Origin of the sequence: Pantoea sp. GD03673, from assembly GCF_029844725.1 — a bacterium.
Classification (GTDB): domain Bacteria; phylum Pseudomonadota; class Gammaproteobacteria; order Enterobacterales; family Enterobacteriaceae; genus Pantoea.
The window spans coordinates 256,089-276,027 of the sequence record NZ_JAOCKJ010000001.1 but is presented as its reverse complement, the minus strand read 5'-3'; the positions used below and the strand labels follow the sequence as shown (position 1 = coordinate 276,027).

At 55.6% G+C, this 19,939-nt stretch carries 19 protein-coding genes and 1 pseudogene; 12 read left to right on the top strand and 8 right to left on the bottom strand.

The window, feature by feature from the left end; translation table 11 throughout:
- Nucleotides 1-50: 50 nt before the first annotated feature.
- The 3 genes from N5J69_RS01325 to ampC all read left to right on the top strand — a co-directional run bounded on the left by N5J69_RS01325 (nt 51) and on the right by ampC (nt 2,729).
- Complete coding sequence (locus tag N5J69_RS01325; protein ID WP_279767591.1) at nt 51-1,232, top strand: glycosyltransferase family 4 protein; 1,182 nt, start codon at nt 51-53, stop codon at nt 1,230-1,232.
- 67 nt (nt 1,233-1,299) lie between these two features.
- The gene (locus tag N5J69_RS01320) at nt 1,300-1,545 is read left to right on the top strand and encodes a hypothetical protein (protein WP_279767588.1); all 246 of its coding nucleotides are present in this window, start codon (nt 1,300-1,302) and stop codon (nt 1,543-1,545) included.
- A gap of 29 nt (nt 1,546-1,574) precedes the next feature.
- A complete protein-coding gene (ampC, locus tag N5J69_RS01315; protein WP_279767587.1) occupies nt 1,575-2,729 on the top strand; it encodes a class C beta-lactamase in 1,155 nt (384 codons plus the stop codon).
- 200 nt (nt 2,730-2,929) lie between these two features.
- Here the strand turns inward: ampC and N5J69_RS01310 are convergent, their stop codons facing one another.
- The 3 genes and pseudogenes from N5J69_RS01310 to N5J69_RS01300 all read right to left on the bottom strand — a co-directional run.
- The gene (locus N5J69_RS01310; RefSeq protein ID WP_279767581.1) at nt 2,930-4,753 is read right to left on the bottom strand and encodes a glycoside hydrolase family 15 protein; all 1,824 of its coding nucleotides are present in this window, start codon (nt 4,751-4,753) and stop codon (nt 2,930-2,932) included.
- A 93-nt stretch (nt 4,754-4,846) separates the two neighbouring features.
- A complete protein-coding gene (locus N5J69_RS01305; protein ID WP_279767579.1) occupies nt 4,847-5,740 on the bottom strand; it encodes an SDR family oxidoreductase in 894 nt (297 codons plus the stop codon).
- Nucleotides 5,741-6,036: 296 nt separating this feature from the next.
- Nucleotides 6,037-6,284: pseudogene (locus tag N5J69_RS01300) on the bottom strand (LacI family transcriptional regulator); the annotation flags it as partial.
- A gap of 317 nt (nt 6,285-6,601) precedes the next feature.
- Here N5J69_RS01300 and N5J69_RS01295 point away from each other — a divergent pair.
- Nucleotides 6,602-7,537: a hypothetical protein gene (locus N5J69_RS01295; RefSeq protein WP_279767577.1), complete on the top strand. Its 936-nt coding sequence runs from the start codon at nt 6,602-6,604 to the stop codon at nt 7,535-7,537.
- Between the two features lie 117 nt (nt 7,538-7,654).
- Here N5J69_RS01295 and N5J69_RS01290 read toward each other — a convergent pair whose 3' ends face one another.
- On the bottom strand, nt 7,655-7,936 hold the full coding sequence (locus tag N5J69_RS01290) for a GNAT family N-acetyltransferase (protein WP_279767575.1): 282 nt from the start codon (nt 7,934-7,936) through the stop codon (nt 7,655-7,657).
- Nucleotides 7,937-8,116: 180 nt separating this feature from the next.
- Here N5J69_RS01290 and hipB point away from each other — a divergent pair, with 180 nt between their 5' ends.
- The 4 genes from hipB to N5J69_RS01270 all read left to right on the top strand — a co-directional run bounded on the left by hipB (nt 8,117) and on the right by N5J69_RS01270 (nt 12,213).
- Nucleotides 8,117-8,365, top strand: coding sequence for a type II toxin-antitoxin system antitoxin HipB (gene hipB, locus N5J69_RS01285; protein WP_279767573.1), 249 nt, complete (start codon nt 8,117-8,119; stop codon nt 8,363-8,365).
- Nucleotides 8,365-9,678, top strand: a complete 1,314-nt coding sequence (locus N5J69_RS01280; protein ID WP_279767572.1) for a type II toxin-antitoxin system HipA family toxin — start codon at nt 8,365-8,367, stop codon at nt 9,676-9,678. Before hipB ends, N5J69_RS01280 begins: the two co-directional genes overlap by 1 nt.
- Before the next feature lie 103 nt (nt 9,679-9,781).
- Nucleotides 9,782-9,988 (top strand): type II toxin-antitoxin system MqsA family antitoxin, encoded by a 207-nt coding sequence (locus N5J69_RS01275; protein ID WP_279767571.1) that lies wholly within the window; start codon nt 9,782-9,784, stop codon nt 9,986-9,988.
- A 179-nt stretch (nt 9,989-10,167) separates the two neighbouring features.
- Nucleotides 10,168-12,213 (top strand): FUSC family protein, encoded by a 2,046-nt coding sequence (locus tag N5J69_RS01270; protein ID WP_279767570.1) that lies wholly within the window; start codon nt 10,168-10,170, stop codon nt 12,211-12,213.
- Nucleotides 12,214-12,494: 281 nt separating this feature from the next.
- Here the strand turns inward: N5J69_RS01270 and N5J69_RS01265 are convergent, their stop codons facing one another.
- Nucleotides 12,495-12,830, bottom strand: coding sequence for a gamma-glutamylcyclotransferase family protein (locus N5J69_RS01265; protein WP_279767569.1), 336 nt, complete (start codon nt 12,828-12,830; stop codon nt 12,495-12,497).
- Nucleotides 12,831-14,260: 1,430 nt separating this feature from the next.
- Here N5J69_RS01265 and uraH point away from each other — a divergent pair.
- Nucleotides 14,261-14,683: a hydroxyisourate hydrolase gene (uraH, locus tag N5J69_RS01260; protein WP_279767567.1), complete on the top strand. Its 423-nt coding sequence runs from the start codon at nt 14,261-14,263 to the stop codon at nt 14,681-14,683.
- 132 nt (nt 14,684-14,815) lie between these two features.
- Nucleotides 14,816-15,916: an NADH:flavin oxidoreductase/NADH oxidase gene (locus tag N5J69_RS01255; protein WP_279767566.1), complete on the top strand. Its 1,101-nt coding sequence runs from the start codon at nt 14,816-14,818 to the stop codon at nt 15,914-15,916.
- A gap of 42 nt (nt 15,917-15,958) precedes the next feature.
- Here N5J69_RS01255 and N5J69_RS01250 read toward each other — a convergent pair whose 3' ends face one another.
- Nucleotides 15,959-16,543 (bottom strand): NUDIX domain-containing protein, encoded by a 585-nt coding sequence (locus N5J69_RS01250; protein WP_279767565.1) that lies wholly within the window; start codon nt 16,541-16,543, stop codon nt 15,959-15,961.
- Between the two features lie 83 nt (nt 16,544-16,626).
- Here N5J69_RS01250 and N5J69_RS01245 point away from each other — a divergent pair, with 83 nt between their 5' ends.
- Nucleotides 16,627-17,376 (top strand): DeoR/GlpR family DNA-binding transcription regulator, encoded by a 750-nt coding sequence (locus N5J69_RS01245; RefSeq protein ID WP_279768090.1) that lies wholly within the window; start codon nt 16,627-16,629, stop codon nt 17,374-17,376.
- Here N5J69_RS01245 and N5J69_RS01240 read toward each other — a convergent pair.
- Nucleotides 17,369-18,064: a glutamate racemase gene (locus N5J69_RS01240; RefSeq protein WP_279767563.1), complete on the bottom strand. Its 696-nt coding sequence runs from the start codon at nt 18,062-18,064 to the stop codon at nt 17,369-17,371. The genes N5J69_RS01245 and N5J69_RS01240 overlap by 8 nt on opposite strands.
- Nucleotides 18,015-18,413: a VOC family protein gene (locus tag N5J69_RS01235; RefSeq protein ID WP_279768089.1), complete on the bottom strand. Its 399-nt coding sequence runs from the start codon at nt 18,411-18,413 to the stop codon at nt 18,015-18,017. Before N5J69_RS01235 ends, N5J69_RS01240 begins: the two co-directional genes overlap by 50 nt.
- Before the next feature lie 294 nt (nt 18,414-18,707).
- On the opposite strand from N5J69_RS01235, the gene N5J69_RS01230 reads away from it, so the two are divergent.
- Entirely contained in the window at nt 18,708-19,739 is a 1,032-nt protein-coding gene (locus N5J69_RS01230; protein ID WP_279767561.1) for an NADP-dependent oxidoreductase, read from the top strand.
- The last annotated feature ends 200 nt before the right edge of the window (nt 19,740-19,939 follow it).

Genomic DNA, 19,939 nt, shown 5'->3' with positions numbered 1-19,939 from the left:
AATCGCGTGATATAGATCACTCTGGACATAAAGGACTCTGGAAGACGATCATGAAAATTGGAATCACGAACAATCAGTATCCGGAGCAACGTAACATCCTGGTTAACCCGGATAACGAATATATCAATCTGAAAAAGAGCAATCTGTTCTATTTTATTAATCCGTTACGCACCCGATTGCTAAAAAAGAATAAAACCTTTGTTTTTCAGCCTGTGCCTTTTTCAGGCGCATCCCGGGCTGACATCCTGCATCTGTTCAATGAAGTTGCGGTCACGCAGCAGAAGTGGGTCGCGTCTTTTGAGACGGAGCTGCCGCGTGTGCTGCCGGTGGCGGGTGTCGCCAAGCAGGATAACCCTGAGCTGAAACGCCTGATCCCCTGGCTGTTAAAAGATAACTGCCTGGGGCTGATTGCCATCTCGGATGCCACGCTGAACATTCAGATGAAACTGTTTAAACCGGATGTTGCGCAGCAAATCCGCCGCAAAACCGTGGTGCTGCATCCGCCACAAAAGCTGTTTGTTCAGCAAAAAGCGCCGCGTCAGCCAGGCGTCCTGAAGCTTATCTTTGCCGGTAACGAGTTTTACCGCAAAGGCGGGGCGGAAGTCGTGCTGGCAATCAGTGAGCTTATTGAAGAGCACAGCGTGGATGAGTCGCAGCTGAACCTGCAGCTTATTGGCGACCTCACCAAACGTCGCAACGTTGCTCACCGCCAGTTCCAGGATGATGACGCTTTCTGTCGCGACATTGAGAACCGCATCAAGCGCTATCGCTGCATAACGCATCATTCACAGATGGAAAACAGCGCGCTGATGCAGCTGTTCCGCCAGAGCGATGCCGGGCTGTTACCGACCTGGCAGGAGACTTACGGTTTCTCCGTGCTGGAAATGCAGGCTAACGGCTGTCCGGTGATCACCAGCAACGTGCGTGCGCTGCCGGAGATCAATCCTGACAATGCGGGCTGGGTCATCGAAAGTCCGCTGAACGCCGATCGCGAATACGCAATTACGTCACCTGAGCAAAAATTGCAGCTGCGCCGGTCGCTGGTGGATGGGCTGAAAGCGACGCTGCTCGCCATTATCGAACGTCCCGAAATACTGCAGGAGAAAGGGGAAGCGGCCATACTGCGAATCAGGGAGCAGCATGACACTCAGCGTTACATTGCCCGGCTCAACGAGATTTACAGCCGTGGCGTGATAAATGTCACTCAACAGCCCCCCGTTGTCTCAATTTGATTAGATTTCTCTGACGGCGCACGCCAGACTGACCATACTTAGTGCTGCGTTCCTCAGGAGAAATGTTATGAAAATTATCCTTACTCTGCTGCTGTCCGGATTACTGGCCAGCAGCGCTTTCGCTCAGCCTGCACCGCTTTTTCCGGCCCGTGCGCCGCTTGCCCGGCTGACGCCCGTCGCTGAACGCTGCGATCTCTCCACCTGTCAGACCAACTGCTACGTAGAACAGTCCCACTGCAATACCCGGGACAGCGGTGCCTGCAGTTCAAAAGCGCAGATGTGCGTGCAGGCCTGTTCCAGCCAGTGTAAATAATTCGATTCAGTGAAAACCCTTAGTTGCCAATGAAAAAGTCCCTGTTTTACCTTGCTTTATTGTCTCTTTCTGCCAGCTGTGTTGCCGCCGATCTCTCTTCACAGCAGGTAACGTCTTTGGTTAAAGCCGCGATTGAACCGCTGATGGAGCAGCAGGCGATCCCTGGCATGTCGGTGGCGGTGCTTTACAAAGGCCGGGCGCAGTTTGTGAATTTCGGGGTGGCCGATCTGGCGTCAGGCCGCCGGGTCACGGAAAACACGCTGTTTGAGCTGGGCTCGGTGAGTAAAACCTTTACCGGCACCCTGGCCGGGGTCATGATCCGCAACGGCGAAATACGCCTTAACGATCAGGTGCAGAAATACTGGCCACAGCTGACCGGTGAGCAGTGGCGTCCGGTGCGTATGCTGCATCTGGCGACCTATACCGCAGGCGGCCTGCCTTTGCAGCTGCCGGAAACGGTCACTGACCAGGCGTCGCTGCTGCGTTTCTATCAGGAATGGCAGCCCGAGGCAGCGCCGGGTACGCAGCGCCAGTACTCAAATGCCAGTATCGGTCTGTTTGGCGCGCTGATGGTAAAGGGCGATTATGAGCAGGCGATGGCGCGGAATGTGTTTCAGCCGTTACGCCTGACGCGTACCTACATCACCGTGCCGCCCTCAATGATGCTCAGTTATGCGTGGGGCTACAAAAATGGTCAGCCGGTGCGGGTTTCGCCCGGCATGTTAGACGCGGAAGCTTACGGCATTAAATCTACAGCGCGAGACATGCTCACCTTTATGCAGGCGAACGTTGATCCTAACCGCTTATCGGCGGGCAATGCGGTGCTGCGTAATGCTATCCGCACCGCGCAGTCGCGCTATTTCAGCGTCGGCAGTTTCTATCAGGGGCTGGGCTGGGAGATCTACGACTGGCCGGTTGCTGCCGGGACGATCGCCAGCGACGCCGATAACGGTGTTGCGCTGAAGCCGCGTCCGGCGACGCAGGTGAATCCGGTCGGGCCGTCGCAGAGCGCCAGCTGGGTACACAAAACCGGTGCCACCAATGGGTTTGGTGCCTATATTGCCTTCATTCCTGAGCAGAACAGCGGCATCGTGATTCTCGCGAACAAAAACTACCCCAATCCGCTCCGCATCAGGGCAGCGTGGCAGATTCTGCAGGCGTTGCAGCAGGGGGTGCCTGAATAACGCCTCTGGAGTCTGGAAGGGATGCTGACTGGCCTGCCAGCCCGGACAACGGCCCTGTGCCGGGCAGGTTGTCCGTCAGACGGCATACCCTGAGAAACCCGTCATCCGGCGGCAGCTGGCATCATCCGTTATGGGGGGGATCCGTTTTTGGCCACCCGCCTGTCCGGCTGCACCAGGACGCGCGGTCGCCCAAAAATGCATCACGCTGACGCCTGCGATTCTGATAACGCCTGCGCCGCGCAGATGAGCGCCAGATGGCTCAGCCCCTGCGGCATATTGCCACGCCAGCTCTGACTGCGGACATCAAACATCTCATTGAAGATATCGACGTTACCCTGACCGTCCAGCGTCGTCAGAATCTCCTGCATCGCCTGTTCTGCCCGGCCTGTCTCACCCAGTCCGGCCCAGGCTTCCACCAGCCAGAAAGCGCAGGCGAGAAAGGTACTCTCTTCCTCTCTGACGCCGCTGTAGCGGTAAAGCATGGCGCTGCCGTCGCCCAGCTCCTGCTGAATGACACGGTAAGTTGAGCGCATCCGCTGCGGATTCACTGTGGTGCCATAGTTGTGAACCAGCGCCAGCGAGGCGTCGAGACGCTCGTCACTGCCCGCGTAGAAGAGATAAGCCTGTTTCTGTTCTGACCAGCAGTGTGACTCAATCCAGTCGCGGATGCGGTCACGCTCGCGCTGCCAGCGCCCCAGCCACGTCGGTTCTATATGCTGGCTTTCGGCCAGAGCTACCGCCCGGTCCAGCGCCATCCAGCAGGCCATTTTGGACTGGGTATAATGCTGCAGCTCCGGCAGTTCCCAGATGCCGCAATCTTTCTGCCGCCAGTGGTCGGCACAGCAGTTCGCCAGTTCGCCCAGCATGCGCGAGGTCGTGATATCCAGCACGTGTCCCGCCTCAATAAATCGCTGCGCGGTAACCAGCATGTCGCCATACATGCTGAGCTGCAGCTGGTCACGGGCATTGTTGCCGACCCGCACCGGCTGAGAATGCTTATACCCGCTCAGTGGCGGATAACGTTCGGCGGGGACTTCATCACCGTTCAGGGCATAGCAGGCGCGCAGCCTGACGCCGTGGCGCATAATGGTCTGCGACAGCCAGGAAAAAGCGGCTTTACAATCTTCCAGCGCGCCAATGTAGACGAACGCTTTAATGATCAGGCAGGCATCACGTACCCAGGCGTAGCGGTAATCATAATTTTTCTCGCCGCCGATCCCCTCCGGTAAAGATGTCGTCGCGGCAGCGGCCAGTGCGCCGGTCGGGGAGTACCAGAGAAATTTCAGCGACAGGGCAGAGCGCTTCACCAGCGCCGGGTAGCTGCCAGCATAAGTCAGGCTCTCTACCCAGCTGGTCCAGCCGGTGTGACTGGTTTCAATTCGCTGATCGATAGCCTCCAGCGGCGGCACCGCCAGCGGCTCTTTCTCGGTCACCAGCAGTGCGCAAAGCGATCGGGAACCGGCTGTGGTGCCCAGCGTGGCGCAGACCTGCTCGTCATCCAGTTCTGTTATCTGAATATCTTCACTGGTGCGGAACATCGCCATGATCTCCGCGATGTGAAACACCCGGCCTTTCTCATTGTCAGCGACCCAGGGCGACCGGGTTTCGGCAGCGGTGCCGAAGCGCAGGGTAATGGCGAGTTCCACTTCACCGCTGACGCCTTCAATGCGGCGCGCCAGTTCACACCAGGGCAGGCGGCCCGCCAGCGTGCTGTTGATCGATTCAGTCAGCAGCACAATGCCGCTCTCCGTTTCAAAACGGGTCTCCAGCACGTTGCTGTTGTCACGGTAGCGACGAGAAACCTGATAAGGCATGCGCGGGGCGATCTGAAAGTAGCCACCGAGTCCGGCATCCAGTAAACGATCAAACAGCGGTTTCGCGTCAAGATTCGGCGCGCACCACCAGTCAATAGATCCATCCGGCGCAATCAGTGCGACCGAACGGCCCTCACCAATAGCGGCATAATCACCCAGACCCGCAAAGCCATCTTCTCTGACCGGCGAATGAAAGATCGGGTTTTCCATGGTCTGCTTCCTCCCTTCACGGTAACGAGGGGTTTTCTGTGCGGTAAACGCGGGACATAAAAATGGCCGCGTCAGGCGGCCATTAAAGAAACGTTACAGCGTACCGGTGCCGCCATCAGAGCACCAGACCTGACCAGAGGCGTAGCTGCTTTCGGTTGACGCCAGGGTTACGTAAAGCGGGGCGATCTCAACCGGCTGGCCCGGGCGGCCCATTGGCGAATCGGCACCAAACTGCTTCACTTTTTCCATTGGCTGTCCGCCGCTTGACTGCAGCGGCGTCCAGTATGGACCTGGGGCGACGGCATTGACGCGGATTCCGTCACCACCCAGCTGTTTAGCCAGTGATTTAGTAAAGGCAACGATGCAGGCTTTGGTCTGTGCATAGTCGAGCAGAATATCGCTGGGTTTAAATGCCTGTACTGACGAGGTATTAATAACAGATGCACCGCGTGGCAGATATTCCAGCGCCGCTTTGGTGATCCAGAACATCGCATACACGTTGGTTTTAAATGTCGCGTCGAAATCTTCCGTACTCAGGGTACGAATGGACTCATTAAATTGCTGACGACCGGCGTTATTTACCAGAATATCCAGTCCGCCTAATTTATCAGCGGCTTCTTTAACCAGTTGCTGACAGAATTCTTCAGAACGAATGTCGCCGGGAATAGCGAAAACTTTACGGCCTTCCGCTTCGATTAATTTAATCACCTCATCGGCATCGGGCTGTTCTTCCGGCAGATAGTTAATAACCACATCCGCGCCTTCGCGGGCATAAGCAATTGCCACTGCGCGGCCAATACCGGAGTCACCGCCGGTGATCAGCGCCTTGCGGCCGGTCAGGCGGCCAGTGCCGCGATAGCTGGTTTCACCGTGGTCGGGAACCGGGATCATTTTGCTGGCAAGACCGGGTGCCTGTTGTGGCTGATCCTCAAACGGAGGCTTAGGAAAGTGATCCAGATCGAGCGTCTTGTTAGTCGTTGTAGCCATTGTATGCTCCTTGAACAGAGTTATCTGAGACGTTTTTATCTGAGACATTAAGCCTGGCACAAATGTGATGTTTGTCACATCTGACTGCTGATTCATTGAGCAGATAAAACCAGATGAGTTTAATAATGCAGATAAAGCGTAGACAGGAAATCGGTGATGTGTGCCGCACTGTCCGATTATTTTTCAGGGGAGGGAGGTGATATTAAAAGCGAAGCGTAAAACTGTCCGGGCATTATTTCAGCACGTGAAAGGCACCGGAAGAAAATAAAAGGGCAGTGATCCGCCGCGCACCAAACCCGCCAGAGCCCATCGGCCGGATATATTCTCCGCGCAGGCCGCTGTTCATGTTTTGGTTTCCGGTTGCGCTTCTGTTTTCACCCGCCAGGCAATGGCATCGCGGGCGAACTGCTCGACTGGCTGGGCAAAGGTGGAGAGCTTGTAAGAGGAGCAGCACGACTGCGGGATATTCTCCTTTGATGCCGGGGTCGTCCGGGATACGCCGCGCAAAGCGGTAACGCGCCTTATCCATAAAGCCGCAGGCGAGGGTTCTCGTGCGGGTATCTGTGCAGGGCTGGCGCTGCGTCATCCGGCCGCAGGAGAGCGTCATGGATTTTTCGCGAAAACGGCTGTGGCTGATGATGAGCTACCGCAGCGTCGCGAGTCGCTGGTGGGCACCCGGCACACGACCGGCCGTTTTATATCGGGTTTGAGCAGCCGGGCCTGCTGAAATGGCGACTGAGGGCCAGTTGAATCACACATTGGCTAAACAACAAACAAACGATCAGTTAAAACTTGAGAGTTAATGAGCCATTAAGTTAAATGGTCTTAACACTGGCATTTCGCCATGACAACGGACTTGTAATGAAATTTTTAAAACGGTTCTCAAAGGACTATCGCCGCATTACCTCCCGGCACAATATCCCTTACGCGCAGGTTGCGGGCAGCCATAGCCGCAATGACATATCCAGCGTGGTTATCCCGACTGTAGGCGCTGATTTCACAGACGAAGCTATGCTCAGCGCCGCGTTTGCGGCACGCTTTGCACCCGACTTACGCGAAATCGTTATCGTGACCGATCAGCCTGCAGCCGCATTTACCCGTCTGCCGGAAAAGGCGCGGGTAGTGACGCTGGATATTCAGATCCCGAACCCTGAACATCGCTATGCGCAGATCTACAAAAGCCGCCTTTTAAAAATGCAGGCTCCCTTGTCAGCCAGCCCGGACTCGACTGGCGTACTGATGATTGACTCAGACCTGAACCTGCTGAAAATGCCGAACTACCGGCTGGAGAAATTCAGCCTCTATTCATGCTTCCGTAACGGACGTATGGGGGCGAAGTTTGAAAAGCAGGGTTATCCGTATGTACCGGCGTACTACGCTAACAGCGTGCGTCCTGGGCTGGAGCAGCATGTTAACAGCGCGTTCCTGGCGGCGACCTGCCTCACATGGCAGAGGCTATGCCCGCTGTGGATTGACCTGTTCAATGACACCTGGACGACGTTGCCGGATGATCAGCCTCCTACAGATCAGCCCCCACTGGCGGCAGCACTGGATATCCTGGACTATCAGACTGTTAACCTGGGTGACTGGACTAACTGGCCGGTATCTAAAAAGATTGGCGGCACGCCATCGGTTATCCCAAAAGACGTGATCGGTGCGCACGGTGGCTTCCCGTTAAGCGAATGGCAGAAGTATCTGGAAAACCCGGATCAGCCGCTGCTGTTTCACGGTCAGGATTATACCCGCAAGGTCCGCTATCTGACGGACGAAGAAAAACGTGCGGGTTCAGCATCCTGATCTGAATGACCATCGGCTGTCCGATCGATGGTACCAGCCCGTTTCTCAACGGGGTGGTGTGTCTATCGCGCTTATACCAGCCTGTGACCCTGTCACATTCACTGCATGGTGTTTAAATCATTTCAGACAACCCAGTTTGCCCGCCTCCTGTTCTGCGGCTTCCAGCAGTGCGCCACCCAGACCACTGCCACGCAGCGTTTCATCCACCCAGAGATAATCGATGCAAAGCCAGTTGCCTTTGCGTGCGGCGATTAATACGCCCGCGGTATCCCGGTGAGAAACCGACAGCGGGCCCCAGTTCTCACGGCGGATAAACTGCCGGTTATAAGCGCCTAATCCTGCCAGCAGTTCTTCCCGGTCGTCGTCATTTAGCTGATGGGTAAGGGTAAATGCGCTCATCCTGTTCCTCTTTTATCCGTGAGGTGTAGTTATCCCTTATAAGGGATAATTGTGTATTTATCCGCTATAGAGTATAAAATACTTATTATCCCTCCCAGGGTATAAGGTGGTATTTATCCCCTTTAAGGGATAATAATCCTGCGCTATGCTTATCGCCTGTGATCCTGAAGGAGTCACCCCATGATATACAGCCCGCTACAGCTGGCAAACCGGCTAAAGCTTATCCGCCAGCGCAATGGCTGGACCCAGAGTGAACTGGCGAAAAAGGTTGGTCTGAAACAGGCCACTATCTCTCACTTTGAAAATGCGCCAGACAGCACGTCGCTCGCCACGCTGTTCAAGTTGTTACAGTCGCTGGAACTAAGCCTGGAAGTAGTGGAAAAAGAGGCGTCCAGTGCGCCTCAGTTACATGATGAGGATGAGTGGTAATGCAAAGGCTGATTGCGTGGATGAACGGCGAGCGGGTGGGCGTGCTCACCCGGCAGCGAAACGGCGCTCATGAATTTCAGTATGATACCGGCTGGCTGAGTAACCCGCTCTGCAGGCCGCTGTCACTTTCTCTTCCGTTGCAGGTTAAGGCGATTACCTCACACGCCGTGATTAACTTCTTCGATAACCTGCTGCCAGATAGCCCATTGATTCGTGACAGAATTGTGGCGCGCTACCAGATAAAATCCCGTCAGCCTTTTGATTTGTTGCAGGAAGTGGGACGTGACAGCGTCGGGGCGACCATGCTGTTGCCGCCCGATATGCCGTTGCCCGCGCTGCAGGCTCGCTATGAGGTCCTGGATGAAGCCCGGCTCGAAAGCGTGTTGTCAGCTTATCAGTCAGATATTCCGCTGGGGATGCTGCGTGAAGAGACCGACTTCCGCATCTCGGTGGCGGGAGCGCAGGAGAAAACAGCGCTGCTGCTGACTGAGAAGGGCTGGAGCATTCCCGCCGGTGCCACGCCCACTTCGCACATCATTAAGCTGCCAATCGGTGAAATTAAGCAGCCAGCCGCCACGCTGGATATGCGCGACAGCGTGGAGAATGAGTATCTCTGTCTGGCGCTGGCCCGCGCACTGGGTATCGACGTCCCGAAGGCAACCATAATCCGGGCCGGAAAGATGCGTGCCCTCGCCGTGGAACGCTTTGACCGGCGATGGTCACGCGACAAAACCCGGCTGATTCGTCTGCCGCAGGAGGATTTCTGTCAGGCGCTGGGGCTGCCATCGTCCACCAAATATGAGTCGGACGGCGGGCCGGGCATCGCAGAAATCATGCAGATTCTGATGGGATCGAGCAACGCCATTGAGGATCGCTATCGCTTTATGCTGTTTCAGGTATTTCAGTGGCTGACGGGCGCAACCGACGGTCACGCCAAGAACTTCTCGCTGTTTATTGAGCGCGGCGGCAGTTATCGTCTGACACCTTTTTATGATGTGATCTCCGCTTATCCGGTGCTGGGCGGGACCGGTCTGAATAAGCGCGCACTGAAACTGGCGATGGGGCTGCGTGCAACTAAGGGCAGAAAGACGGAGATCGATAAAATCTTCCCGCGTCATTTTATCGCCACGGCAAAGCAGGTGAGTTTTGATCGTGACAGCCTGCAGCAGATCTTCGACTTCTTCGTGCGTGAGTTCCCCAAAGCGGTTGTCGCGGTGCGCGACGCCTTACCGGCTGATTTCCCGCAACACATCGCTGACGCAATTTTCAGCCATTCCCTGATTATGCTGGAGCGGTTACGGCACCATGAGTAATGGCGAATTTAAGATGGCACTATCCTGAAAACCCTTCTCTCCCGTCCCGATTAAAAGCCTGTCAGCTATGCTTGTCTGACAGATGCGATAAAGGAGTGAGGGTATGAAGTGTCCGGGATGTGAAGGAGAGGCGTTTGTTTACGCCACGCGTGATGTCAGCCTTAATACGGGGAATCCCGATGACGTTGTGCCGGATGTGAAGGGTGACCACTGTATCCGATGCGGGGCGGTGATCATGAACGCCGGAACGTCGGCGCTTTACCCGGAAAAGGCAGAAGCGCTGGAGAATGCAGGCGTGCCGATCAAATAACCCCCTGAGCCCGCTTAACGCGGGCTTTTTTTGCTGAATAAGCAGCGTGCGCAGGGGCGTCAGGAGAGGATTAACCGGCGGCATCAGGCCGGTAATAATTTGTAAAATTTAACTGAGAGTAAAACGCAGGCGCTTCTGTCAGGATACGCGCCTCAGACGTTCCTGGTTGCTCTCATTCGATGAAATGGTTTACCAAAAACGCGGTTTTGTTTGCCTGCAAAACCTCCCTTGCCGCGTTTATCGCACTCTCTGTGGCACTGTTACTTAACTTTGAAAAACCGGCCTGGGCGCTGACCACCGTGTTTGTCACCTCGCAACTCTATGCTGCATCGACCGTCTCGAAATCGCTGTTTCGTCTGATGGGCACGCTGCTGGGCGGCATCTTTATTCTGCTGATTTACCCCGAAACGGTGCAGTCGCCGGTGCTCTTCAGCCTCTGTGTGTCACTGTGGGTGACGGTCTGCCTTTATCTTTCTCTGCATGACCGTACGCCAAAGAGCTATATCTTTATGCTGGCAGGGTACAGCGCGGCGATTATGGGCTTTCCCGATGTGGATACGCCGTCGGCGATCATCAATACCGTGATTTCACGGATTGAGGAGATCACGCTGGGCATCCTCTGCAGCACGCTGGTCCACCGGCTGGTGTTTCCGGTGTCGATGCATCATCTGCTGGGGCAGAGCGTCAATCTCTGGTTTCAGAACGCGCGCAAATTATGTGACGAACTGATCAGCGGAATGGCAAAGAACAAATCGCTGGAGCGGGAAGATATTCTGATTCAGATGGCGGGATATCCGCTGAACGTTGAAACGCTGCTGACCCACTGCGTGTATGAGGGCGAAGCGGCGCGTAATGTCATCCGTCTGGTGAGCGTACAGTATCAGCATCTGACCTATCTGCTGCCGACCCTGACCGCGATTGAGTCACGACTGGGCGTGCTGGCCGAACTGAATATTCGTTTTCCGCAGTGTGTCACCCGCGTTTTTCAGGAGTTTCTGCTGTGGCTGCATCACGATCGCATCAACGATATTGCCGGACTGCGTGAGGCGATTGCGGCCAGCCAGGTGACCCTGGAAGAACAATGGCGGGCAGGGCAACTGGCCACCGAAGAGAGTCTGCTGCTGATTGGCCTGCTGGAGCGGCTGGCTAATTTTGTGCGTATTGCCGATGCCTACGAGAACGTCAGTGCGCGTGCCGGGGATCTCTACAGCCATGGGGATGGGGCGGCGATCCGCAATATCCGCGAACACCGCCACATCGACAAAGGCCTGCTGAGGCTTTCTGCACTGACCGCTTTTCTGGCGACTTTTCTTTCCAGCCTGTTCTGGATTGGCAGCGGCTGGGCCGACGGCGCGAATGCGCCTTTAATGGCGGCGATCATCAGCTCATTTTTTGCCGGCGTCGACTCCCCGGTGACGCCGATGAAACTGTTTGTTAAAGGCGTGATGATTGCGCTGGTGGTCAGCCTGTTCTATATCGCGTTTCTGATCCCGCAGGCCAATACCTTACAGGCGCTGATGATCTGTCTGCTGCCGGGATTGATGCTGCTGAGCCTGGTCATCGCCAATCCGGCAACCAATATGGTGGGGCTGAGTGTCGCCATTCAGATCCCCGGCTTTATCGGCCTGAGCCATCACTATGTCCCCAACCTGATCGTCACGCTGAATGCGGCCATCTCCTCAATGGTGGGAATTATGTTTGCGGTGGTGCTGACGGCGCTGATCCGTAACAAACGCCCATCGTGGATAGCCAGAAGAGCGGTGCAGCGCGGCCTGCGCGATCTGTTAGGGTTTATCAAAATGGTGGAGCGCAATTCGGCCACGCTGCTGTCACGCCAGCAATTTATTGCGCGGATGCTCGACAGGGTTAACATCATTCTGCCGCGTAAACGGCTCGATCCGGTGCCGGATATCGTGGTGGGTGGGTATCTGATTACCGAAACCTGGCTGGGGGCCAACTGCTACGATTTCTATGCACGCTATCGTGAGGTGCTGGAGAGCCATCGGATTGATAGCGGGCAGATGTTTCACGAGCTGGCGCTCTATCTGAAGCGCAAAATGAAGAGGTTGCAGTTGGCACCGCATCAGGATCTGCTGGATGAACTGGACCTGTTACTGCTGCGGCTGGAGCCGATTGCCCGGCAGGAGAGCGTTGCGGTCGCACCGTTAATTCACCTGTTCAATATTCGTGTTTCGCTGTTTCCGCATCAGCGCTGGCCGGCGTAACGCAGGGGCTGCTGGTGGGCTAAAAGGACATGGAATTAAGGCAAGTAGCCTTTTAGTTACATCATACAATCGATCTTTAAAAAACTCATCTGGCAACATGCCTGTATTTTTTAGCCTGGCAGTAAAGGAAAGCTGGCTATTAAGAATAGGTGAAGGGGGAACCGATGCTCACGCGCTGGCAATATAGCCGTCAGGCAGCATCAGAATACCCGTTACAGCACGCGGCACATAGCGCCAGCAATAAGAGCAGGGCGCGTGTACCTTGCTGAGAGAGACAAGATTCAGCAGTTTACCTGCGGCTGAAGCTGATAAACCCATGCAGTGCATGGCTGACTGTCTTTAACACAAACGCGAACTTCGACGCGGTCATAGCCATCTTCAAAGGCATCCAGCATCGGCCAGTGAGCCTCCAGCTGGTCGGAAACAAACAGGTAGCCCGGCACTGCGGGGCCATTTTCATCCAGGATAATGCCGGGGAAATCGGCCGCCGCACCCCAGCCACGCTCATAGAAGGTGCCGTTCACCGAACCGGCCAGCCATTCTCCGCCAATGTTTTCCAGGATAGAGGCGTTCTCACGGCCCGGACAGAGCGTGCCATAGACAAATAAGCGTTTCATTGTTTCCCGTCATACCCGCAATCGAAGCCAGCAACTTTAGCGTGACGGGAGTCTAATGTCATGCAGGTGATGGAATTACCTGACATCAGACAATAAGAAAATGACGTGCTGTCGTAAATTCTGTGTGCCATCAGCCACACGGGCGTCTCAGAATTCACGTAGCGTTGTCATTTTGATTCCTGCGGATATGTTCTGAAAGGCAGGCTGCCTGAAAAACGCTGTGGTGATCGTCAATGTGAAGCGTCCTGAGCGGATTCAGAAGCCTGGTCGGGAACGGCAGGATAGCAAAGCCAGAAAACAGATCTGCAGGCTTTAGTTAACGGATAAGCCGCAAAGAAAAAAGAAACAGCAGACGCTCATAGATGACGTGATGCAGACATTGCTCGCCAGCGAAATGACATGAGGGATGCAGCACGGAAACCGTCGATACCGCAGCGGAGTTGCGGAGTTAAGGCTATCGATAATGACATCAGTCCGGGAACAGTCCAGGATAGCAGCGGCATTTGATGAAAGGGATAATTGAGTGGCAAAGGTGAAACAGCGGTCAGAATCCGGCAATGTCGGGATGTCCGGGCATCATAACCAGATACGCACTAAAGAGCGCATAATGTATATTATGTTAAATAAGGTATTTGATTGCCCGGTCAGACCCGTTCTTCTGTTCCCTTCCGTGCCTTTACCTATTTGCTGAATATGGTCCTGAATGACTTTTGCACCCGGCGGCTCGTTAAACCGTCATTGCCTCTTTTGCCTGCGATGAGCTGCCAAACTCACTGGCAGCAAAACGCGCACTCGCGGCAGATAACTAACCTTCCCGCTGCTGACCCGCATCTGTTGACGCAGGATGTTAATCTTTTCCGGTTTCAGAACAGCACCCGATTGTCGCCACGCGCATACCGGACATGCTTTCACTTTTCCGCGATGCTCAGGCTTTGCATAACCGGACACAGCGGCAATCTGGTCATCGTTAAGTAAACTGAAAAGCCGACCTGTTTCGGAAAGACGTCTTGCAGGCAGACATTGCCTGCCACAGAATTATGCAACTGCAACTGCAACTGCAACTGCCGTGGAGTTATCCGCGTTGCCGGTGCCGGATGTTTTCTTTTGAGGCCAGCCAGACGCCGAAATGCGGTTTGAGTCACACCTGAGGCGATCTCAGCAGGCTGTTTTGCCGCAACCAGCGATCGGCGTGTCACCACCCTGCTTTTCAGCACCGAATCGCGCGAAGGTTCAGGTTGTCGCCCCGACCACGCTGCTTAGCCATTAACGCACCGTGGCTGAATGGTTAAATAGACAAATATTGTATGATGTAACTAAGTAAGCATCTCGGAAATTTCACATTTCTTTCAGGTAAATATCGCTTTGCCCGCAGGCACATTACTCTTTCAGCACTGTCACCCGACCTCAAACAGTCAATAAAGGAAACATTGATGAAAACGTCATATGCTTTGATTGCCACATTACTGATGACCTCTGGCGCATCCGCTATCGCAGCCCAGCCCGCTGCCGCCAAAAACCCACTGAGCGTACACGTGCTTAACCTGCAGACCGGCCAGCCCACAGCAGGCATTGAAGTTGAACTGGATCAGAAGCAGCAGGATAACTGGGTGAAACTGGCGTCAGGCGTCACCGATAACAATGGTCGCATCAGCGCCCTGTTCCCGCAGGACAAAACGGCCAGCGCAGGCAGCTACCGCGTCGTATTTAAAACCGGCGACTTCTATAAAAAGACCAGCCAGAAGACTTTCTTCCCGGAAATCCCGGTTGAGTTCAACATGGAAGCCAGCGGTGAGCACTACCACATTCCGTTACTGCTCAGCCCGTTTGGTTACTCAACCTATCGCGGCAACTGATGCTGATCCGGCACACAGGTGCCGGATTTCCCCTCTCTGGTCATAAAATCTCGCGTTGCTTTAACCCCGGTCTGTGGAATCTCCCGCTATAGTTATTGCCTGTCACGTTAGTCATAAAACCACGGAGATAACATGAGCCAACTTTTTTCGACTGTCTCACTGGGCGAACTTACGCTGGATAACCGCATTGTGATCGCGCCAATGTGCCAGTATTCCGCTGAAGCGGGCAATGCAACGGCCTGGCATCGGATTCATCTTGGTCAGCTCTCCTTTTCCGGCGCCGGTCTGATGATTATTGAAGCCACTGCCGTAGAGGACATTGGTCGAATCTCTCCCGGCGATCTGGGCCTGTGGAATGATGACAATGAAGCAGCACTGAAAACGGTGCTGGACGATGTACGCCGTTACTCCTCTATTCCGGTGGGCATTCAGCTGGGTCATGCAGGCCGTAAAGCATCGTGCGCCGTTCCCTGGGAAGGCGGTAAGCAGATTGCACCGGATGCCGGCGGCTGGCAGACAGTGGCCCCGTCAGCGCTAAGCTACAGCGCGGATGAAGTGAAGCCACTGGCTATGTCCCTTGAGGATATGCAGCGGGTAAAACAGGCCTTTGTCGACAGCGCCCGACGCGCGGTGCGTCTGGGCATTGAGCTTATCGAAGTGCATGCTGCGCACGGCTATCTGCTGCATCAGTTCCTGTCGCCGCTGTCGAATCAGCGCAGTGATGAATATGGCGGTTCGCTGGAAAACCGTATGCGTTTCCCGCTGGAGGTGTTCAGCACCGTTCGTGACGCTGTCCCCGCTTCTGTGCCGGTTGGCGTGCGTATTTCCGCTACTGACTGGGTCGAAGGTGGCTGGGAAATTAAGCAGTCGATTGCCTTCTCACGTGAGCTGGAAGCACTGAACTGCGCCTACATCCACGTCTCAAGTGGCGGCCTGTCAGAAGATCAGAAAATCAGCGTCGGGCCTAATTATCAGGTGCCGTTTGCCCGCGATATTCGTGAACAGGTATCGGTTCCGGTCATTGCGGTAGGTTTGATTACTGAACCACAGCAGGCAGAAGATCTGCTGCAACAGGGTGAAGCTGACCTGGTGGCGCTGGCACGCGGTATTCTCTACGACCCACGCTGGCCGTGGCACGCGGCAGCCGCCCTGGATGGCAACGTTCAGGTTCCGCCGCAGTATCTGCGTTCTGAACCCCACGATGTTAAGGGCATTCTGACGCAGGATCAGTAAGCTTAACGGGCAGAGCTGACAACCAGCGCTCTGCCCGTTCTCTTATAAAATGCCTTTCAGTCGCAGATGCTGCAGCAGCATGATGGTTTTGGCATCCACAATCCCGCCCTGGTCAATCGCCTGCAACGCCTGGTCGAATTCAAGTTCCAGCACCTCGATATCTTCACCCTCTTCCGCTATCCCGCCGCCTTCACCGCTGCGCTGCTGGTCACCGTACTCCGCGATAAAGAAATAGAGCTTCTCCGTTACTGACCCTGGACTCATAAAGGCTTCAAACACCTTCTCTACCCGGCTGACACGAAAACCGGTCTCTTCTTCCGCTTCAGCAACAATGCGCGCTTCCGGCGAGGCGTTATCCAGCAGGCCCGCTGCCGCTTCAATCAGAAAACCATCATGACCATTCAGGAAAATCGGAAAGCGAAACTGGCGGGTCAGCACCACCGTGCGTTTATCGCGGTTATAGAGCAGGATCACCGCGCCGTTGCCACGATCATAGGCTTCACGGCTCTGCTCCTGCCAGCGGCCGTCACGACGCAGCAGCGAGAAAGTATATTTCTTCAGGGTATACCAGTTATCTGACAGCAACTGCTCATTGATGATGCGCACGCGGGGATGATTCTGCTGCATGATGCTCTCCAGGATGGGTAGACAGCCATCACGCTATCATGCACAATCGTGCAACTTCAAGAAAAAACATGCAGGCGTTAATGATGCTATCCAGCCAGCGAAAACAGACGATACTCACCCTGCTCGCCCAGGAAAAACAGGTGCAGTCGCGCGATCTCAGCCAGCGCTTTGGCCTTTCCGAAGACTCAATCCGTCGGGACTTACGTGAACTGGCAGCAGAAGGATTATTGCAGCGGGTACATGGCGGTGCGCTGCCGGTTTCCGCTGCGCTGGGCACCTTCGAAACACGCAAAAGCGTGCAAACTGCGTCTAAGCAGATTATCGCGCAGAAGGCGGTCTCACTTATCCAGCCGGGTCAGATCGTCCTGATTGATGGCGGGACCACCAGCGCCGAACTGGTGCGGCAGTTACCGGCAACGCTGAGCTTTACCGCCGTCACTCACAGTCCCAGCGTCGCGCTGGCATTAGCCGATCATCCGCAGGCAGAGATCATTATGCTTGGCGGGTCGCTGTATAAACATTCGGTGGTGACCGTAGGTGCAGCGATGCTGGAGTCGATTAACCGCATCAGCGCCGACCTGTTTTTCATGGGCGTCACCGGTGTGCATCCGGCTGCAGGCCTCACCACCGGAAATTTTGAAGAGGCGACGGTTAAACGTGCGCTGGCAGGACGCGCTGCGGAAACCGTGGTGCTGGCGTCAGCCGAAAAGCTGAACTCCGCTTCGGCTTTTGCCATCGGCGATCTGTCCCTCGCCAGCATGCTGGTCGTCGAAACGCCGCCCGACGACGCGCTGCAACAGGCGCTGCGCCAGCACAATGTCACGATCATCTGAGATCGTAGCAGGCCTGCAAAGCAAGATAGGGTCCGGTCAATGGCCGCTGCCTGTCGGGAAAATGCTGTGCGGCTGGCGTCATGGAGCTTTGCGCCAGCGCCACCGCAACAGCGCCCTGCTCATAAGCCTGCCCGGTCGCCGCCGCAATCAGCGCAAAGTAGCGTGTAACGTCCCCGGCTTTAAACGCCGCCCATGCGCCCTCCACCAGCGCGACCTCAACCTGCGTCCCCGGCTGACAGAAAAGTGCCCGCGTTGCCGCAAGCGTGGATTCTGCCGCACAGAGCGCCACCGTCCGGCCTGTCTGACGCTGCAGCGCCTGCGCTAACATCGCGTCGGTGCGCATAACCCGATCCTGCTCATTAAAATCATCGGCAACGGGTGCCAGCGTCGAACAGGTTATCAGTACAGCATCGAACTGCGGCACGACCGTCTCAATCAGTTGTGCGATACGGCGGCGTAACGTCGCCGTCATCCCGCCACTGCGTTCGGCCTCCGCCAGCAGCGCGGGCATCACCAGATGATTCAGCGGCGGATTGTCCCGCCCCAGTGCGGCGGCGGCATCATCAAATATCGCGATATTACTGGCGGCGGTGTGGAAGCAAAGAATATTCAGGGTGAACTCCACGTTATCAAAGGGGTCAGGGAGCAGGCGGCCAGGCGGCCTGCTGAATAACAACACGATAACCATCGCTGTCCATAAATGTCACGCCCCGTTGCGCCCAGTAAGGATTAAACGAAGGCACCCGCCGGAACCCGGCGTCATCCATACAGCTGCAACGCGCCAGCCAGTCAGGCTGATGTGGCATGTAAAGCACCAGCAGATCATCATCTGATGGCGAGGGGCTGATGGGATGGGTATGACAGTGCGTGAATTCGAGATGCCAGGCCAGCCCTTCCGCGCCCAGCATGACGCCACTGAACCCCTGATGTTCGCTAAACTCGCCGATTCTTTGCAACCCCAGTCCCTGGCAGTAGCTGTGCATACTTTGAATCAGGTCACTTACCGGTCGTGCAATACGCAGATGCTGAATTGTCATCATGCTTTTCTCCTTTGTTGCCTGATCTCTATCACACTCCGTTGTGCTACCCGTGGCGCTGGATGCGATGCAATATCGTCGCACCTTTTATTGCAAGCGGATGTGAACACACTCAGGGTCATCGCATGGGGAATATCGCCCCGCAACCTGTGTGCCGCTGCGGCATGCCCGCATACCCCTGTTATCCGCTTACCGCTCACAGCGCTAAATGCATTCCCGCCGCAGTCATCTACACTTTCCGGGTATTCATATGGCAATGCCCTGTGTATTGCCCGGCGATAAAAGGAAGACACTATGACTGAACAAGCAACCCAGAACCACGCCTGGTTACTGGCTTCACGCCCGCAGGGTGAGCCGACCAAAGAGAATTTCCGCCATGTGGCGCAGCCCATCCCGGAAATCAAAGAAGGCGAAGTGCTGCTGAAGACCATCTACCTTTCACTCGACCCCTACATGCGGGGCCGGATGGATGACGGTAAATCTTACGCTGCACCGGCAGAGCTGGATCAGCCGATGGTGGGCGGCACCGTGTGTCAGGTCGCTGAATCAAAAAACAGCGATTTCAAAGCGGGTGACTGGGTGCTGGCGCAGAGCGGCTGGCAGGAATATGCCGTTTCCGATGGCAAAGAAATTGCGAAGCTGGGCAACGATCTGCCGCATCCATCATGGGCGCTGGGTATTCTCGGGATGCCAGGCTTTACCGCCTATATGGGGCTGATGGATATTGGTCAGCCTGAAGCGGGTGAAACGCTGGTGGTCGCTGCGGCAACCGGCCCGGTAGGCGCAACGGTGGGTCAGTTAGGTAAACAGAAAGGCTGTCGTGTGGTGGGCGTCGCGGGCGGTGAAGAGAAATGCCGTTATGCGGTCGATACGCTGGGCTTTGATGCCTGCCTCGATCACCACAGTGCCGACTTTGAAGAACAGCTGAAAAATGCCTGCCCGGATGGCATTGATATCTATTTCGAAAATGTCGGTGGCAAAGTGTTTGATGCGGTCTTCCCGCTGCTTAACACCGCCGCACGCGTGCCGGTCTGTGGCCTGGTTTCTGCGTACAGCCAGCGTGAACTGCCGGAAGGCCCGGACAGAACGTCACTCATTATGGCGGGCATTCTGAAGCGCCGTATCCGTATGCAGGGCTTTATTATCTTCCAGGATTACGGTGACCACTATCCGGCGTTCCTGGAGGCGATGCGTCCCCTGGTGGAGAGCAAAAAAATCCACTATCGCGAGCACATGATCGACGGCTTAGAAAACGCACCGCAGGCGTTTATCGATATGCTGAATGGCAAAAACTTCGGTAAAACCGTGGTGAACGTCGGCGCATAAGGGTCAGCGTGCTGCGTCACTGACGTGGCACGCTGCAATCAACGTACTCTCCCCGCTGCGTGACCTCCCTGAAGTCAGCCCCCGCGTAATCCGAAGACGTCCCCGTACCTGTTGCAAACCCATTGAGACAGTCTGAAAGCGAAGGTGTGATGCCGGAAGGAAACCCGCGTGAGCACGGGAAAAAACTGAGCGCCAGGGCG

Excerpts from the sequence above, each read along its gene's own strand:
- N5J69_RS01275 (WP_279767571.1), top strand. The coding sequence starts at position 9,782 with ATGAAGTGTCCGGGATGTGAAGGAGAGGCGTTTGTTTACGCCACGCGT.
- uraH (WP_279767567.1), top strand. The coding sequence starts at position 14,261 with ATGAAAACGTCATATGCTTTGATTGCCACATTACTGATGACCTCTGGC.
- N5J69_RS01305 (WP_279767579.1), bottom strand. The coding sequence starts at position 5,740 with ATGGCTACAACGACTAACAAGACGCTCGATCTGGATCACTTTCCTAAG.
- N5J69_RS01230 (WP_279767561.1), top strand. The coding sequence starts at position 18,708 with ATGACTGAACAAGCAACCCAGAACCACGCCTGGTTACTGGCTTCACGC.
- N5J69_RS01280 (WP_279767572.1), top strand. The coding sequence starts at position 8,365 with ATGCAAAGGCTGATTGCGTGGATGAACGGCGAGCGGGTGGGCGTGCTC.
- N5J69_RS01325 (WP_279767591.1), top strand. The coding sequence starts at position 51 with ATGAAAATTGGAATCACGAACAATCAGTATCCGGAGCAACGTAACATC.
- N5J69_RS01290 (WP_279767575.1), bottom strand. The coding sequence starts at position 7,936 with ATGAGCGCATTTACCCTTACCCATCAGCTAAATGACGACGACCGGGAA.
- N5J69_RS01235 (WP_279768089.1), bottom strand. The coding sequence starts at position 18,413 with ATGACAATTCAGCATCTGCGTATTGCACGACCGGTAAGTGACCTGATT.
- N5J69_RS01270 (WP_279767570.1), top strand. The coding sequence starts at position 10,168 with ATGAAATGGTTTACCAAAAACGCGGTTTTGTTTGCCTGCAAAACCTCC.
- N5J69_RS01295 (WP_279767577.1), top strand. The coding sequence starts at position 6,602 with ATGAAATTTTTAAAACGGTTCTCAAAGGACTATCGCCGCATTACCTCC.
- ampC (WP_279767587.1), top strand. The coding sequence starts at position 1,575 with ATGAAAAAGTCCCTGTTTTACCTTGCTTTATTGTCTCTTTCTGCCAGC.
- N5J69_RS01265 (WP_279767569.1), bottom strand. The coding sequence starts at position 12,830 with ATGAAACGCTTATTTGTCTATGGCACGCTCTGTCCGGGCCGTGAGAAC.
- N5J69_RS01245 (WP_279768090.1), top strand. The coding sequence starts at position 16,627 with ATGCTATCCAGCCAGCGAAAACAGACGATACTCACCCTGCTCGCCCAG.
- N5J69_RS01240 (WP_279767563.1), bottom strand. The coding sequence starts at position 18,064 with ATGGTTATCGTGTTGTTATTCAGCAGGCCGCCTGGCCGCCTGCTCCCT.
- N5J69_RS01250 (WP_279767565.1), bottom strand. The coding sequence starts at position 16,543 with ATGCAGCAGAATCATCCCCGCGTGCGCATCATCAATGAGCAGTTGCTG.
- hipB (WP_279767573.1), top strand. The coding sequence starts at position 8,117 with ATGATATACAGCCCGCTACAGCTGGCAAACCGGCTAAAGCTTATCCGC.
- N5J69_RS01310 (WP_279767581.1), bottom strand. The coding sequence starts at position 4,753 with ATGGAAAACCCGATCTTTCATTCGCCGGTCAGAGAAGATGGCTTTGCG.
- N5J69_RS01320 (WP_279767588.1), top strand. The coding sequence starts at position 1,300 with ATGAAAATTATCCTTACTCTGCTGCTGTCCGGATTACTGGCCAGCAGC.
- N5J69_RS01255 (WP_279767566.1), top strand. The coding sequence starts at position 14,816 with ATGAGCCAACTTTTTTCGACTGTCTCACTGGGCGAACTTACGCTGGAT.